The sequence below is a fragment of the Occallatibacter sp. genome, assembly GCF_036502485.1.
Lineage (GTDB): Bacteria > Acidobacteriota > Terriglobia > Terriglobales > Acidobacteriaceae > Telmatobacter.
Window position 1 is genome coordinate 62,614 of record NZ_DASXYM010000071.1, and the last position, 16,393, is coordinate 79,006.

At 62.4% G+C, this 16,393-nt stretch carries 14 protein-coding genes; 5 read left to right on the top strand and 9 right to left on the bottom strand.

Annotated elements, in window-relative coordinates:
- From VGL22_RS10740 to VGL22_RS10765, 6 genes are all read right to left on the bottom strand, one after another.
- Positions 1–846, bottom strand: a complete 846-nt coding sequence (locus VGL22_RS10740; protein WP_465266915.1) for a type III pantothenate kinase — start codon at positions 844–846, stop codon at positions 1–3.
- Between the two features lie 27 nt (positions 847–873).
- The gene (locus VGL22_RS10745) at positions 874–1,668 is read right to left on the bottom strand and encodes a biotin--[acetyl-CoA-carboxylase] ligase (protein WP_465266916.1); all 795 of its coding nucleotides are present in this window, start codon (positions 1,666–1,668) and stop codon (positions 874–876) included.
- 9 nt (positions 1,669–1,677) lie between these two features.
- A complete protein-coding gene (gene nadC, locus VGL22_RS10750; protein WP_465266917.1) occupies positions 1,678–2,562 on the bottom strand; it encodes a carboxylating nicotinate-nucleotide diphosphorylase in 885 nt (294 codons plus the stop codon).
- A 16-nt stretch (positions 2,563–2,578) separates the two neighbouring features.
- Positions 2,579–5,392: a valine--tRNA ligase gene (locus VGL22_RS10755; RefSeq protein WP_465266918.1), complete on the bottom strand. Its 2,814-nt coding sequence runs from the start codon at positions 5,390–5,392 to the stop codon at positions 2,579–2,581.
- 88 nt (positions 5,393–5,480) lie between these two features.
- A complete protein-coding gene (locus VGL22_RS10760; protein WP_465266919.1) occupies positions 5,481–6,221 on the bottom strand; it encodes a hypothetical protein in 741 nt (246 codons plus the stop codon).
- Between the two features lie 96 nt (positions 6,222–6,317).
- Complete coding sequence (locus VGL22_RS10765) at positions 6,318–6,992, bottom strand: DUF3761 domain-containing protein (protein ID WP_465266920.1); 675 nt, start codon at positions 6,990–6,992, stop codon at positions 6,318–6,320.
- Between the two features lie 187 nt (positions 6,993–7,179).
- Here VGL22_RS10765 and VGL22_RS10770 point away from each other — a divergent pair, with 187 nt between their 5' ends.
- Positions 7,180–7,356: a hypothetical protein gene (locus VGL22_RS10770; protein ID WP_465266921.1), complete on the top strand. Its 177-nt coding sequence runs from the start codon at positions 7,180–7,182 to the stop codon at positions 7,354–7,356.
- 84 nt (positions 7,357–7,440) lie between these two features.
- Here the strand turns inward: VGL22_RS10770 and bamD are convergent, their stop codons facing one another.
- The 3 genes from bamD to VGL22_RS10785 all read right to left on the bottom strand — a co-directional run bounded on the left by bamD (position 7,441) and on the right by VGL22_RS10785 (position 10,199).
- Positions 7,441–8,982 (bottom strand): outer membrane protein assembly factor BamD, encoded by a 1,542-nt coding sequence (gene bamD / locus VGL22_RS10775; RefSeq protein ID WP_465266922.1) that lies wholly within the window; start codon positions 8,980–8,982, stop codon positions 7,441–7,443.
- A 155-nt stretch (positions 8,983–9,137) separates the two neighbouring features.
- Entirely contained in the window at positions 9,138–9,815 is a 678-nt protein-coding gene (rpe, locus tag VGL22_RS10780) for a ribulose-phosphate 3-epimerase (protein WP_465266923.1), read from the bottom strand.
- Between the two features lie 192 nt (positions 9,816–10,007).
- Positions 10,008–10,199: a hypothetical protein gene (locus tag VGL22_RS10785; protein WP_465266924.1), complete on the bottom strand. Its 192-nt coding sequence runs from the start codon at positions 10,197–10,199 to the stop codon at positions 10,008–10,010.
- A gap of 1,122 nt (positions 10,200–11,321) precedes the next feature.
- Between VGL22_RS10785 and VGL22_RS10790 the strand changes: the two genes are divergently transcribed.
- The 4 genes from VGL22_RS10790 to glk all read left to right on the top strand — a co-directional run.
- The gene (locus VGL22_RS10790) at positions 11,322–12,752 is read left to right on the top strand and encodes an MATE family efflux transporter (protein WP_465266925.1); all 1,431 of its coding nucleotides are present in this window, start codon (positions 11,322–11,324) and stop codon (positions 12,750–12,752) included.
- Between the two features lie 296 nt (positions 12,753–13,048).
- The gene (locus tag VGL22_RS10795) at positions 13,049–14,404 is read left to right on the top strand and encodes a TolC family protein (protein WP_465266926.1); all 1,356 of its coding nucleotides are present in this window, start codon (positions 13,049–13,051) and stop codon (positions 14,402–14,404) included.
- A 218-nt stretch (positions 14,405–14,622) separates the two neighbouring features.
- The gene (gene pgl / locus VGL22_RS10800) at positions 14,623–15,420 is read left to right on the top strand and encodes a 6-phosphogluconolactonase (protein WP_465266927.1); all 798 of its coding nucleotides are present in this window, start codon (positions 14,623–14,625) and stop codon (positions 15,418–15,420) included.
- Positions 15,417–16,393: glucokinase (gene glk / locus VGL22_RS10805; RefSeq protein ID WP_465266928.1), on the top strand; the 977-nt coding region annotated here is incomplete at its 3' end. The genes pgl and glk, both read left to right, overlap by 4 nt.

Consider the following 16,393-nt stretch of genomic DNA (forward strand, 5'->3'; position numbering starts at 1 on the left):
TCAGTGCGCGCGGGCGCGCGGGCGCGCTGTGCGATTGCGTTCGAACAGGATGCGCAGTCCATCCAGCGTGAGCATGTCGTCGATCTGCGCCACGTAGCGCGAGTCGGCACTGATTTGCCGCGCCAGGCCGCCGGTGGCAATGACCCGCACCTCGGTGCCGATCTCGTTGATCATGCGCTCCAGGATTCCATCCACGAGCCCGATGTAGCCGTAATACAACCCGCTCTGCAGATGCGTCACGGTATTGGTACCGATTACTTTCTGTGGCCGCTTGATGTCCACGCGCCCCAGCCGCGCGGCGCGCGCAAACAGCGCATCGGCGCTGATGCCCAGGCCCGGCGAAATCGCACCGCCCAGGTACTCACCCCGGGCGGAGATCACATCGAACGTCGTCGCCGTCCCGAAGTCCACCACGATGCATGGGCCACCATAGCGCTCAAATGCGGCGATCGCATTCACGAGCCGATCCGCGCCCAGTTCCGACGGATTATCCACCAGCACCGGCATGCCGGTTTTGATGCCCGGTTCCACAAATATGGGCTGCAGGTGGAAGTACTTTTCGCACACGCGGCGCAGAGTGCTCTCCACTGGCGGCACCACCGACGAGATGATGATGTGGGTCACCTGGTCCACCGCGAGCCCATGCATGTTGAACAGGTTCACAAACAGCACGCCATACTCGTCCGAGGTCTGCGTGCGGTGGGTGGTGACGCGCCAATGCGCCACCAGCTCGCGCTCGTTCTCCGGCCGGTTAGCCGATGACGCGCCGGGCGCAGGCGGAGGAACATCCAGGCGAAAAAGACCCAGCACCGTATTGGTATTTCCAACGTCGATGGCAAGAAGCATCGTTTCGATTGTAATTGCCGGAAAAGCTCAGCCGTTGCGGTGCACGGCCACGGCACGAATGCCGCCGGTTTGTATCTGCACGACGCCGGACCCGGTGCGCACGAGCAGGAATCCATGCTCATCCAGGCCCTCGGTCACCCCGGTGCACTCCTGCGGCCCGTGGACTTCCACTTCCCTGCCCCGCACCCACGTCGAGGCCTGCGCCACGCGCTCCGGGATTGTGCGCCCCGCGTCGCTGTCGAGCAGAGCGCGCGTCTCTGTCTCGAGCGACTCAAGCAGAGCGATCAGCAGGGGCTGCCGGTCGATCCACCGCCCCGACTCAAGATCGAGCGAAGTTGCCGGGGTGGCAAGATCGCGCGCAAAACTCTGCTGATGCACGTTGATACCGATGCCCACGACCGCAAATCCAAGCTGCCCGCGCTCCGATTGCGACTCGACGAGAATGCCGCCCGTTTTGCGCGGCCCGATCAGCAGATCGTTGGGCCAGCGCAGGTCCACTGTGAGCCCGCTCGCCGCGCGCACCGCAGAGGCCGCCGCCAAACCCGCAGCCAATGGCAGCAGCGGCATGCGGGCGGTCCCGAGCGGAATGCGCACCACGACGCTCACATAGAGCCCCTGCGCGCCAGCCGAGTGCCACGCATGGTCGCCGCGTCCCCGCCCGGCTGTCTGCTCATCCGCGAAGTAGACCGAGCCATGCGGCGCTCCGCTGCGCGCGCCCGCGATGGCATCACTGTTGGTCGATCCGGTTGTGGAACTGAATTGGAGCTTTCCGGCGAAGATGGTCGAGGCCAGCGCAGTTTCAAGAGAGGGGAGATCGAACATGCGCCGCCGTTACTCCGCCAGGATGCTCATGGAGATGTCGACCGCGCGGGCCGAGTGCGTCAGCGCGCCCACGCTGATGAAGTCCACACCTGTCTCGGCGTACTGGCGGATGTTCTCGAGCACAATGCCACCCGATGCCTCGGTGGGGACCCAGCGCGACTCCTTCTTCACCCGCTCCACGGAATGTGCTACCTGCTGCGGCGTCATGTTGTCGAGGAGGATAGCCTCCGCGCCGCCTTCGAGCGCCTCTTCCAGCTCGTGTTCGCTGCGGACCTCGACCTGCACCCGCTGCCCCACCTTGCGGCGCTCCAGCGCATGCGCCAGCGCGGTGCGCAGCCCGCCGCCCAGCGAGATGTGATTGTTCTTGATGAGGATGCCGCTGGCCAGGTCGAGGCGATGATTCGTCCCGCCACCGCACAGCACCGCATATTTCTCCAGCGCGCGCAGTCCTGGAACCGTCTTGCGCGTATCCAGCACCCGCGCATGGGTGCCGTGGATCGCATCCACATAACGGCGCGTGTTCGTCGCAATGCCGCTCAGGTGCTGCATCAGGTTCAGAATCACACGCTCGCAGCTCAGCAGCACGCGGGCGTTGTGACGGATGATCGCGAGCACCTGGCCCTTGCGAGCACGCACGCCGTCAAAGATCTCGGGATGGCTCACCACCTCAAAACGCGTCTGCGCCTGCGGCCGTCGATCGAGGCGGGCAAAAATCTCAAGGAAGCGCGGCACCGCGCCGAGGCCTGAAACCACAAGGTCTTCGCGCGCAAGAATCGAGGCAGAGGCTCGCAGATCCGCGTCGATGGTGACGGAGGTGGTGGTATCGCTGGCGGCCTGGTCTTCCACCAGTGCCTGCTCCAGCAATGCGTCAATGCGGCTGTTCTTCCAGTCCATAAATAGTGATCAGTGGTTAGTGATCAGTTCCCGGTTCCTGGTGCTCCGGCGGCAATGCCGCCAGCGCTGCCTGCGCCTTCTCCAGCAACAAGCGCGTCTCGGCCTCCTGCTTCTTCAGGCCTTCCACAATGTGCGCCGGGGCTTTGGCAAGAAAACCTTCGTTACCCAACTGCCGCTCCGCCGCCGCCAAGCCTTTTTCATATTTGACGATATCCTTTGTCAAGCGTTCCCGCTCGGCAGCCGCATCCATGGTGCGCTCGAAGACAACAGCCACATCGAAGTTGGCGGTGTGATGCTTCGACAGGCCCGCGCTGATCGAGTCCACAAACCGGATCTCACTCACGCGTGCCAGCCGTTCAACAAGGGCCGCATTATTTCCGGTTGCCCGGTGCGTCGGAGCATCTGCGCGCAACTCAATCGGAGTGGCTGCTTTTTCTTCCACGCCAATTTCCTTGCGCAGCCCGCGCACTTCCACAATCAGGCTTTGCAGCAGCGCCATCTGGTCCGCGGCATCACGATCCGTTCCCGCGCCGCGATCGTGGGGGAACCTCGTCAATGCAATCGATCTGGCCGGCGGATTGCCGTCATATACCGCATGCCACAGCTCTTCGGTCAGGAAGGGCATGAAGGGAGAAAGCAGGCGCAGCGCCGCTTCAAACACCGCCACCAGCGTGGTCAGCGCCTGTTTCGTCGCCGACGTGTCCGCACCCTCGCTGAAGTCCAGGCGCAGCTTCACACTCTCGAGATACCAGTCGCAGAAGCTGCCCCAGAAGAACTGGTAGATGTGGCTGGCGGCCTCATCGAACCGATAATTTTCGAGCGCCTCATTCACGCGGGCCGTCGTCTCATGCAGTTCGGAGACAATCCAGCGGGCTTCGAGCGGCGCATCGGAAGACGCAACCGGCGTCGTCGCGAATGCCGATCGATCGACTTCAATTCCTGTTTCCGCCGCGCGATCCACGTTCATGAACAGGAACCGCGCCGCATTCCAAATTTTGTTGGCGAAGGCGCGATAGCCCTCGGTCCGGGCGACGTTGAAGGCGATGTCGGTGCCCGGCGAAGCCATGCTGGCGAGCGTGAAGCGCACCGCATCCGTGCCGTACTGGCTCACGATCTCGATGGGGTCGATCACGTTGCCCTTGGTCTTCGACATCTTTTCGCGGTTGGCATCGCGCACGAGGGCGTGAATGTACACCTCGCGGAAGGGCACGCTTTCGCTGAGCGGCCGCGGCGAACCATCCGGCATTGGGACATCGGCTGAAAACCAGCAGCCCAGCATGATCATCCGCGCCACCCAGAAGAACAGGATGTCAAAGCCGGTTACGAGAAGGCTCGTGGGGTAGAACGTGTCGAAGTCAGAGCGAGTTTCCGGCGTGATGTTTGGCCAGCCGAACACGCTGACGGGCAGCAGCCCCGATGAGAACCACGTATCGAGCACGTCGGTTTCCTGCGTGATCTCGGCCGACCCGCAGTGCTCGCACTTATCCGGATCCTGCCTTGCCACGGTGATTTTGTGGCAGGTGGCGCAATGCCACGCCGGAATGCGATGGCCCCACCACAACTGCCGCGAGATGCACCAGTCGTGGATATTTTCCATCCAGTTCAGGTAGGTCTTCTCGTACATCTCCGGGACGAAACGGATGGCTTTGTTGCCGTGGGCATCGGGCTTCACAGCGGCGATGGCCTTGTCCGCCAGCGGCTGAATCTTGATGAACCACTGGGTTGACAGCCGCGGCTCTACCACGGTTTTGCAGCGGTCGCAGTGGCCCACGTTGTGCACGTGGTCCTTCACGCCGGCCAGCAGGCCTTGCGCTTCAAGGTCTTCGACGATCTTTTTGCGGGCGGCATAGCGGTCAAGACCCGCATAGGGCCCGCCGTTCTCGTTGATGTGCGCGGTCGCATCCATCACGTTGATGGATGGGAGATTGTGCCGCTCACCAATGGCAAAGTCATTGGGGTCGTGCGCCGGCGTCACTTTCACGGCGCCGGTGCCGAAGTCGCGGCTCACGTAGTCATCCAGCACAATGGGAATCTCGCGATTGACAAGGGGCAGCCGCAGCTTCTTGCCATGCAGATGGGTGTAGCGCTGGTCGTCGGGATGGATCGCGACCGCCACATCGCCCAGCATGGTCTCGGGGCGGGTGGTGGCAATGGTGAGATACTCACCGGTTTCGCGGCCGTCGTCGCCATGCACGGGATAGCGGATCTCCCACAGGTGTCCTTTGTGCTCGTCATACACGACTTCGAGATCGCTGATGGCGGTCTGGCAGCGGGGGCACCAGTTGACGATGTAAGCGCCGCGATAGACCAGGCCCTGCTCGTGTAATTTGACGAAGGCCTCGCGCACCGCCACGCTCAACCGCTCGTCCATGGTGAAGTATTCGCGGCTCCAGTCCACAGAGGCACCGAGGCGCTTCATCTGTTCGAGGATGGCGCCGCCGTAGTGCCGCTTCCACTCCCACACGCGTTCGACGAATTTCTCGCGCCCCAGCGCCTCTCGTGACGAACCCTCCGCAGTGAGCTGGCGCTCCACCATCATCTGGGTGGCGATGCCCGCATGATCGGTCCCCGGCAGCCAGAGCGCGCGTTTTCCGCTCATGCGCTGCCAGCGGGTGAGGATGTCCATCTCAGTCTGGTTGAGCATGTGGCCCATGTGCAGGCGGCCGGTGACATTGGGGGGAGGCAGCAGAATGGAGAACTGGGGCTGGCCGTTCAGGCCTTGTTCTTGGGACGGAGTCGGCTGAACAAAGAGATTTTCCCGGACCCAATACTCGGCCCAGTGGTCTTCAATGGCGGTGGGATCGTAGGCTTTTGGCAGGTCGTGAGGCATGGGGCTCGATCGCGTGCCCCCGGGTATCTGCGCCGCTGTTTTCGTGCAAGGGGACAACCCCTCACTTTAGCAGATGAGGGGAAAACGGCTACTGCGTGGCCGCGTCCTTGCGGCGCACGTCGCGCACCTTGTATCCCACGGGGAGGTCGAAGAGATGAGCATCCGGTTCTGCCTGCACAATCTGCGACAGGCGGATCACCTGCCGCCCCTCGCGCGGATCGATACGGGTGACGGAAAGGTTGGTCATCAGGTCATCGGAATACCAGAACTCGCGCACCGAAACGAACGGTGTACCGTTGCCCAGGATGGCGGTCTTGAGGGTGGTGGTTTCACGCGTGCCGCTGACCCGCAGCCCCTCAATCATCTGCGAGCCGATCAGCTCGCGTTTGAAGGTGCGCACGCCATTGTCCTCGGTGCCGGTTTTGGGAGCCTCAACGGAGGTCTTCGGCTGGTAATCGGTCACCACGCATTCCATGGCGCGCGTGGAGCAGAATGTCTGACTTCTGCTCACCGGGTCCATGATGTGGATCTCATTGGGTACGAGCTTGTTGTCATTTGCGGAGGGGAGAGCCGCATAGCGCTCGCGGTAGACTCGCCCCTTACTGTCCCGCGCCACTTTGGCGCGAAGATGAAGAGCGCCTTTGTCGCCATCCTCCAGGTCGCGAACCCATTCCGTGACGCTGGTGGCGGAGAACGGCTTGCCGGTCACCGCCAGCACTTCCACGCCGGCACCGTCGCGCGACGACCTGCGAGCGGCATCCTGCGCACCTGCTCCGAAAACTACCAGCGCCAACGCCGCCCAGGCAGCAACCAACCCGCTCCGCCTCACTTCTGGCTCTCCTCCGATGAAGAGGAAGATTAGCACGGCTGAGCGAGGTGCTTGCTGCTCTGGATCAACATCTCTCCGCGGTGCTGCCGGACGTGTCTACCTGGCTGAGCACGACTTGCCGTGATCCGGCTTGGCGCCCGCGTTCATCGCATCCTTTTCCGAGACGTATTTGCCATTTTTCGTCGTGCCGTAGTGGGTCGTGCCATAGCAGTGATACGTGTTGCTCGAGGTGTTCAGCCATACCAGTCCAGGACCTCCGCCCGGCGCGGCCTGCCGACCCGCCGTACTCCCGGCCATCGATCCAGACGCCGATCGCTTCGCAGTGTTCCCGCTGGTGCTGCCGTTGGCGGAAGCATTGGCGTCCGCGCTTCCGTTCGCGCCGGGGCCTTTGATGGTGTTGCCGTTGTTGGTGGGAGTGGCAACCACTGCGTTGGGCGACTTCTTGTTGATCGCATCCGCCCGCTGGGCTGAAACCGCGGAGTTGTCGGTGGGATTCACGACGCTGTCGGATTTTGAGGTTTGCCTGGCGGCTTTCTGGTCCCGACTCGGGCCTTTGATATCAGGGTCGGTGGCCCCGCCCACGGTCGCGTACCAGGTCTGGACGCCCTGGTGTCCCTTACACGAGCCGCTCTTGGTGTGGGCCTTGGTATACGAGCCGTCCTTGCACTGTCCGGTAGCGCCATCCGGCGCTCCCGCGGGTGCCTGGGCGTAGCACGCGGTCGCCGCCGCCAGCAGTGCTCCCAACCCGAAACGCACTATCTGTCTATTCATCTTTGTAGTACCTCCCTGCGGGGAGGCGATGCCTCCCTCACCGGGCAAATAGATGCGCGTCCCTTGCCAAATGTAGGTCGCGGAGGTGAAATCAACCCCCCGCCTGTTGCCGGCCGCGGCTAAAGCCATTTCCGCAGCATCTTCCCAAAGTGTTTGAAGCATCTACGCATTCGGAGGATCGAACCCCATGGGACCTGCTCGTCTTTCTCTTTACCTGATAGGCATTGCCGCCGGCATCGCAGCTATCGTCACCTACCGCAAGCGCAGCGCCGGCCTCAGCACTACTTCCCCAGGCCGGGTTCCCGTGCAGAAAGCTGCGGACATGCTGCGCGAAGCCTGGGCCGACCACCACACCACCGCCTGATCCGCCCGGCTCTGCTTTGACCCCGAAAGGAAAGGCCGCACCCGTGAGGATGCGGCCTTCATCTTGTTCCTTTTTTCCCTGGCTTTAGAACGGGTTCAGCTTGCCCAGACCCTTCTTCTTTTTCTTCTTGCTCGACGACTCTTCGCTCAGGTCAGCCTTGGGCTTCTTAGGCTTGCTGTTCTCGGCTGTTGCCGGAGCGGGCTGGGATTGGCCCGGCTTGATGTCGTTGATCTGATCGGGCGCTGGAGCCGGCTTCTCCGGCGCGGGAGCGGTTGAGGTCTCCGGCATAATCGGTTTCACCAGCGCGTTGGGATCGGCGCTGCCGGCGGTTCCCGACCCAATGGTCCCCGGATTGGTGTTCGATGTCGTCGCTGCCGCGCCGCCCGCGTTGGGCGCGCCCACAACCTCTACTCCTATGCCGGTGGTTCCGGCATTGCCCGTCTGCACTGGCGCGTCGGAGGGCCGATCGCTGCGTGGAGGCTCGTTGGCTCCCGTCGGCTTGGGCCCACCCGCAGCCTCGGCCGGCTGGCCAGCCGCGTCCTTATACATTGCGATGTTTTCTTTAGTGATTTCGGGCGCGAGGGTGCGCTTGGGATCCTGCACGGTGGGATCACCCACGTGGGCTGCCTGCACCACTGTCGGGCCGCGCTTCACGAGGCCCAGAATCGTATTGGTGAACCGCACCGGCTGCTGGCTGTTCACCTCCGCCTGGTTCTCCGCGACTGCCGCCGCCGTGGGCTCGGGAACCGGACGGTTCAGCGCTACGAGACGGTCGCGGGCGTCTTCCACGCGTGGAGCCATGGGATACCGCGTAATCACGCGGCCGTACGCCTGTGCCGCCTTGTCAAGATACAGGGCGCGCAGCCGTTCCTTCACCGCGCCCGGCAGCTTCGACATCCCGACAATCCTCGACTCGCCGGCGTATGCGTCGCCGATGTTCAGCAGTGCCAGATCGCTCTTCGAGTACAGCGGATAGGTCTCTACCACCGTCTGCAACCGCGCGATGGCAGCCGAGTAGTTTTCTTTGCTGGCGTAGTAGAGTCCCACCTGGGTCTCGCGCTCGGCCAGCACTTCCTGCACATCGCGCAGGCGCTGCCTGGCGCGGGGAATGAGGGTCGAGTCCGGATAGAGGTTGATCATCTTCCGATACTGCGTCTCGGCGTTCTGGGCGTTGTTGAAGTCGCGGTCGGGCTTCTCCATCTGCTGGTAGTAGATGTCGCCCACCTTCATCTGCGCTTCGGCAGCTTCGGGAGCCTCGGGGAAGAAGGTCTGGAAGTCCTCGTACTCGGCTTCGGCCTGGGTTAGCGCCGCCGTGCCGCCCTCCTTAAACCAGCTGTCGCCCACCGCGAGCTTGGCACGCATCTTGTATTCCGAGTCAGGATAGGTGTTGAGCATGGTCTGCAGATCGAGACGGGCTACGTCAAACTTGCCCTTCTTCATGGCAGTCATGGCCTTGTCGAACAATTCCTTATCGGGCTGCTTGGATTGCACGTTGGCCAGCGGGTTGGCGCTCAGGTCCTGTTTCTTCTTCTTTTTGGGCTGCTTTTCCCGCGCGAATGCTCCCGCGCTCGTCATCAGCAGCGACGCCAGAACCGCCGCAACCACCCTGTTTGAAAACCGATTCATAAATCCTCTTTGCGGCGGGAATCGCGCGATCTCCGCCTCATCCAATTGGCTTGCCCGAATCGTGCCCGGAATCTTTCTATCTTACGCGGTCACTGGCCCGCTTTGCGCGGCCGGCTTCGTCGTAAACCGGTCTGCCGCTGCGCGCCCGTGCTCTTTCATGCTGCCAGTTCGCCGGCGGCCCTTTGCGCGGCCTCAAGCAGCGCCTTCGCGTCGGCTTCGGCATGGCCGGCGCCAAACACGGCGTTCCCGGCCACAAGCAGCTCCGCACCTGCTTGGACGACCCGGGCCACGGTGTCGTGAGCCACCCCGCCGTCCACTTCGATCTTAAATCCCAACCCCAGTTCGGTCCGCATCCGGGCCAGGGTGCGGATCTTGTCGAGGGAGAACTCGATGAACTTCTGTCCCCCGAATCCCGGGTTCACGCTCATGATGAGCACGTGATGCACCATGGGCAGGATGTCGCGGATCAGGTTCACCCGGGTGGCCGGGTTGAGCACCACCGCGGGCTGCATGCCGTGGGCGGCGATCAGTTCCAGAGTGCGGTGCAGATGGCGGCAGGCTTCGTAATGGACGCTGATCCAGTTGGCTCCGGCATCGGCAAACGCGGGAATGAAGTCGTCCGGGTTCTCGATCATGAGGTGGCAGTCCAGCGGCAGCTTCGTGGCCTTCCTCAGGCTGGCCACCACGGGCGGGCCGATGGTGATGTTGGGCACGAAGTGGCCGTCCATGACATCTACATGGACGACTGTGCCGCCGCCCCGCTCAGCGGCGGCAATCTCCTCCGCGAGCCGCGCAAAATCAGCGGAAAGAATGGATGGAACAAGCTGAACCATGTCGCTCCGTGGGTGCCTGTGTGGGGAACACCCGTCTTGAGCGTCAGTTTATCAACAAGACTGTTCCGGAGGGATGGACTCAGGCGGCAGCGAAGGGGTGAGTTCTGGCTGGGGGCGGTTTTGCGGTTGATTCCGAACGGGGGGATCGCGGAACCGCACGAACCACGCTGAGAGGCCGAGCCAGGCCGGATGCTAGTTTGCGTCCGTCAGACCCGCCTCGGGCAGGGGCTTCAGAAGGTCCACGGGGACGCCTGTCTCAATCTTGCGAACTGTTCCCTGGCCGAGGAGATCGGCGAGGCGGGTTTCCGGATCGACGCGCAGCACCACGAAGACTTCCTGACGTCCGTCGATTTGCACACGCAGACCCGCCCTTAACTTGTCCACGACCCGGCCCCTCATTCTGTCGATCCCAATTTATGTCGTATATCAGACAGAACCGCAATGCCGACACGCCTTCAGAAGAGAACCCATCCGTCCCAAACCACCGCGTAAAACTACCAGTATTGGTTGAGATGCGATGCCAACGGAGAAAAGTTGCTTACCGGACATAGCGCGCTGGATAGCTGGCGGGACCCGGGAGGGTGCGTTCGTGACGGGAGTGCCACCCCGGAGTGCCAGTAACGTGTTGGTAATCTTCGTTGTCTTACAGCAAGATTCGCGATTACCAATAAATCTTTAGTAACAGGGTCTTAAAAACGAAGGTTTTGCGAAATCTTTATTTGGACTGTTTCCGGTTACAAATCTGATTCGCGTAGAGTTATACGAAATTGTTGTCAAGCCCCCTTGTGGAAGAAATTTTCCCAAATTGGTTAATTTTCCGGTAACGGTACTTGGGGTTCCGCGTGGTGATTGCGGAACCCCAAGTGCCATAAGTATGGCACTCACTTTACTGCGGCGCTGTGAGGGGGGTCACAGGTCAGTGTTCAGGGTTCAGTGTTCAGGGTTGTGGTTAGTGGCCGGCGATGCGGGGATTAGCGAGCCAGCCGCCGAAGATCTTACGGGCGCGAACCCTGTTCCTGTTGCGTGTTCCCTGCTCTTTTCCGTTGCGGAATTTTCCCGAATCGCGGTACGATAGCGGAACCCGCCGGAGTTTCCGGCCTGGGAGGAGAACAATGTTCCAGTCCGTCATCGTCCGACCTCGACTTGATCGCTGAACATTGCCTCGGGTATTCCCTTCCCCGCCGCTGCCGCGGCACCCCGAGGACGACTTCAGCCCCGGGAATCGCACTGCACATTTCGATCGACCGTAAGCTTGATTCGAGTTCTGCGCTCTGAAGGCAGGGCTGCCTGCTTGAGGCAGGGCTGCCTGCTTGAATCCAGGGCTGCTGCTCTGGAAGCAGGGCTGTCTGAGTTCGTGGTCTCCCACCCTGTCGCCAGAAAAAACGCGTCAGGATGGGGCACGGAGCTTCGATGGCAGAACCCAGAACTGCTGTTTGAAAGACTGTTTGCAGCGTGAGCCCACTTGCTGTTGCCTCCGCATGTGCGGGGGCATCTGTGGAGTTCCTCATGTCAACGTTTGAAAGTACGCCATCGCTGGAAGCTGCGGCTTCGCAGGCGTCCTTGTGGACCTCAGTGCGGGAGGCGCTGAGGGGCTCGCACCAGGACTACACCACGGGAGACTTGAACCGGTCCATTCTTCTGCTGGCGATCCCGATGGTGCTGGAGATGGTGCTGGAGTCGCTGTTTGCGGTGGTGGACACGGCGTGGGTGGGCCGGCTGGGCGCGAATGCCGTAGCCACGGTAGGTCTGACCGAGGCCATGCTGGCGCTGGTCTTCTCCATTGGGCTGGGTTTGGCCATGTCCACTACCGCGATGGTGGCGCGGCGCATTGGGGAGAAGGACCCGGAGGACGCCTCCATTGCCGGGATGCAGGCCGTGATTCTGGGGCTGATCATCTCGCTGGCGCTGGGCATACCGGCGGGGATACTGGCTCCGCGGCTGCTGGCGTGGATGGGTGCGACCGCGGAGATTGTAGCCACCGGTTCAGGCTATGCGCGCATCGCGCTGGGCGGCTGCGGGGCGATCCTGATGCTGTTTCTCAACAACGCGATCTTCCGCGGGGCGGGCGACGCGGCTATCGCCATGCGCCTGCTGTGGGTGTCAAACATCATAAACCTGGTCCTCGATCCGTGCCTGATCTTCGGCCTGGGCCCTTTCCCGCGGATGGGCGTCACTGGCGCCGCCCTGGCCACGCTCACCGGGCGCAGCATTGGGGTGCTCTACCAGTTCTGGCGGCTGGCGCGCGGCACGGAGCGGCTGCCGGCGCTTGCCAAACATCTGCGTCTGAACCTTGGCGTGATGCTGCGCCTGCTGCGCGTTTCGGCCACCGGGATTCTGCAGTTCGCCATCGGCCATGTGAGCTGGATTTTCCTGGTGCAGATTGTCGCCGCGTTCGGCGCCGCTTCGGTGGCGGGCTACACGGTAGCGATCCGCATTGTGATGTTCTTCATTCTGCCGTCGTGGGGGCTGAGCAACGCTGCGGCGACGCTGGTGGGCCAGAACCTCGGCGCGAAGCGGCCGGAGCGGGCTGGGCAGGCGGTGTGGCGGACCGCGTTCTACAACATGCTGTTTCTGGGGACGCTGGGGGTGTTCTTCGTAGTGTTCGCCACGCCGGTGGTGCGGCTGTTTCTGAGCGATCCCGCGGTGGTTCCCATTGCCGCAACGGCGCTGAGGACGTTCGCCTGCGGCAACGTGGGGTACGCCTATGGAATGGTCATGCTGCAGGCCTTTAACGGGGCGGGCGACACGGTAACGCCGACGATTGTGAACTTTTTCGGCTTCTGGGTGCTGGAACTGCCGCTGGCCTGGCTGCTGGCCCGGCCCGTGGGCATGCACGCCCAGGGCGCGTTTCTGTCGATCGTGATTGCGGAGTGCGCAATGGCGGCGGCGGGGATCGTGCTGTTCCGGCGGGGGCGGTGGATGAGACAGAAGATATAGGAGCCGGGGTTCAGGGGTCAGGGGTCCGGGGTCAGGGGTCCGGGTCAGGTGATCAGGTGATCAGGTGATCAGGCGGCCGGGTGGTCCGCTGATCCAGGTGGGCGGGTCACTGATGAGAATGGGGCCGGGCGGAATTGGCCCGGCGCGCTTTTTCTCAGGTGTGATCCGAATCTCAGGCAGGTTCAGCGACATCTGAGAAAATGATGCAAGTGAGTGGAAGGAATCCATCGGCCGTCGTACGGCCATTGCGGGCAGTGGTATGCGCAATTTTTTGCGCGTCCTGCGCTGTTGGTGTTGTGGGGGCACAGAACTCGAACCCCAGCTCTGCCGCCAATCCTTACTTTGGCAGTATCACGCTGAAGCCGGCCACGGATGAGGTTCTGCAACTGTCGCTGGACGAGGCGGTGCGCCGCGGGCTCGAGAACAATCTGGGACTCAAGCAGGTCGAGAACTCCGAGAAGGCGATCCACGGGGAGCAGTTGCAGGCTCTGCAGGAGTTTTTGCCTACCATTTCAGTGAGCGGCGATATCGGTTTCTATCAGCACGACCTGGCGGCGCTGGGCTTCAAGGGGACGTCTCTGCCGCCGGATCTTGCCGGTACGATTCCGCCGGTTACGCGTGACACGTTGACCGAGGGTCAGATCCACTTTGACCAGATTGTGTTTTCGGGTCCCGTCATCGCCGGGTGGAAGGCAGCCGGAGCAGCCACGCGGGCAGCGCATTTTGCCAAGATGACGGCGCGCGGCGAGGTGATTCAGCAGGTGGCATCAGCGTATCTGCACGCCATTGCATCGGCCAGCGAGGTGGACAATGCCAAAGCGCTGGAAGCGGAGAATCTGCTTCAGTTTAACAACGCGCATGAGCAGCGCGTGGCGGGAGTTTCCACCAGTCTGGACGAGGTGCGGGCCAAGGTGCAGTACCAGTCGCAGCAGCAGATGACGATTGCGGCGCAGAACCAGCTCGACAAGGATCTGATCCTGCTGAAGCGGGAGATCGGCCTGGATCCCGGGCAGAACATCGTGCTGACGGATCGCACGCCGTTCAGCGAACTGGCCGAGCAGACGCCGGAAGAAGTGCGGGCAACGGCGTACAAGAATCGGCAGGATTACCAGAACCTGCAGAACCAGGTCGAAGAGCTGAAGGCGGTTCACGCGGCGTACCGCAGCCAGCGGTTGCCGACGCTGAGGGTCACCGGGAACTACGGTGTGCAGGCCATCACGACCATCGGCTCGCACGGCGTATTTACGGCTATGGGGGTGCTGAGCATTCCCATTTTTCGCGAGGCGGGGCTGAGGGGCGACATCGACGCGTCGCAAGCGCAACTGAGCGCGGCGCGGGCGCAGGTGGATGATCTGCGCAGCCGCATCGATCAGCAGGTGCGTTCGGCTCTGCTGGACGTGAACGCAGCGCGGCAACTGGTAGAGGTATCGCGTTCCAACGTGGAGTTGTCGACGCGCGGGCTCAGCGATCAGACGGAACGGGTGAATGCCGGGGTGGACGATACGCTGCCGCTGGTAACTGCGCAGGCTACTTTGGCGCGCGCTCAAACCACTCTTGTGGAGAGTCTTTATCAGTACAACCTCTCCAAGTTAGCCCTGGCGCGCGCCGCCGGGGTGCTGGAGCAGCAGTACCACTATTATCTGGGTAAATGAACCATGTCCTGGGCTGTATCACAGGGGTGTTTCCTACCGCAATCCCATCAGCCTGAGTTAGTCTATGCCTAAGTCCCGTTGGATTGGGAAGGCTATGCCGTAAGGACCCGACCAAGTCCCCGCATCTCACCACGAACAGGACGGCGGAGTTCAGATGGCATCGTGCTGAACGGCCGTTTTAAGGCGTTGTCCGACACCTAGATAGAGGAGCGGAAGGAATGTCCCGAAAGCTGCGGATCAAGTACTACGTGGAGCCCGACAGAGCGGCTTTGGCGCGCCGGACCGCGCAATACCTGGTGGAGATGGCAGCTGAAGCGGTGGATGCAAGGGGACAGGCTCGGATCGCGGTGAGTGGCGGCACCACTCCTAAAGCGGCATTCAGCCTGCTGGCCGATCCGCACCAGCGCTATCGCGGTTCGATGCCGTGGGACCGGATCGATCTCTACTGGGTGGATGAACGCTGTGTTGCGCCGGACGACGTGGAATCGAACTACCGGATGACGCGCGAATCGCTGCTCTCGCAAGTGCCGCTGCCGGGCGAGCAGGTGCACCGCATGGAAGGCGAACTGGATCCGGAAGCGGCGGCGGCCCGCTATGAGTCGGAACTGCGCAACAGCTTTCGTCTGGAAGGCGCGGAGAGCCCCCGCTTTGACCTGATCGCCCTGGGGATGGGCGACGATGGGCATACCGCTTCTCTGTTTCCGTACACGGCGGCGATCCACGAAATGGGCCGGCTGGTCACTGCGAATCATGTTCCCCAGAAGGACACCTGGCGCATCACGCTCACATGGCCGGTGATCAACCATGCCAGCTCCGTATTCTTTGAGATTGCCGGCGAGAGCAAGGCTGAGGTGGTGCGCGAGGTTTTCATGGGGCCGCGCGACCCGGAGCGTCTTCCCAGTCAACTGATCTGGCCCTCAAGCGGTATACTCACCTTGTTTTTGGATAAGGCCGCTGCTGCTCTTCTGCCCCCGACAAATGGGGAAGGCTGCGGGGTTCTGGAGAGAGAACGATGATTCTTGCCGGGGATGTAGGCGGCACCAAGGTCCATCTCGCGCTGTACGACTTCAACGAAGGAAAACTAGAATATCGCCGCGAGGAGCGGTTTCCGGCCAAGGAATATTCGGGGCTGGAAGCGATTGTGAAGCAGTTTCTTGGCGGCGATCAGGCTACCGCTGCCTGCTTTGGCGTGCCTGGCCCGGTGCGTGCCGGACGCCTGCGCCTGACCAACCTGCCGTGGACGCTGGACAGCCGCGACCTTTCAGAGGATCTCGGCATCCAGCATGTATTTCTCATCAACGATCTCGAGGCGAACGGTTACGGCATCGCCGAGCTGCAGGCCGACCAGATCTATACGCTCTCGGAAGGCGACCCGAGCCAGATCGGCAACCGCGCGCTCATTGCCGCGGGCACCGGCCTGGGCGAAGGCCTGCTGATGTGGAACGGCCGTATCCACATGCCCTACGCCTCAGAGGGCGGGCACGCGGACTTTGCGCCGCGCAATGAAGACGAAATCGACCTGCTGCGCTTTCTTCGCCAGAAATATAACGGACGCATCAGCTGGGAGCGCGTCATCAGCGGCATGGGCATGACCAGCGTGTTCGAGTTTTTGCGCGACGTGCGCGGCATGGACGTGCCGAAGGATCTGGCTGAACAGCTGGCCGCGGTGGACGATCCGAACGGCGTGATCACGGTGAACGGCCTGGCGGGCAAGAGCGAAATCTGCGCAAAGACGCTGGACATGGTGGTTTCGGCTTACGGTGCGGAAGCGGGCAACCTGGCCCTGAAGGTGCTTTCCGTGGGCGGTCTCTACGTGGGCGGCGGCATTGCTCCGCGGCTGCTTGAAAAGCTGAAGGACGGCGCGTTCATGAAGGCGTTCACGGACAAGGGCCGGCTGAGCCAGTTGCTCATCAACATGCCGGTGCGGGTGATTCTGGAGAGCCGCGCCGCAGTGCTGGGAGCGGCGGCATACGCTGAAGCCCGGGCCGC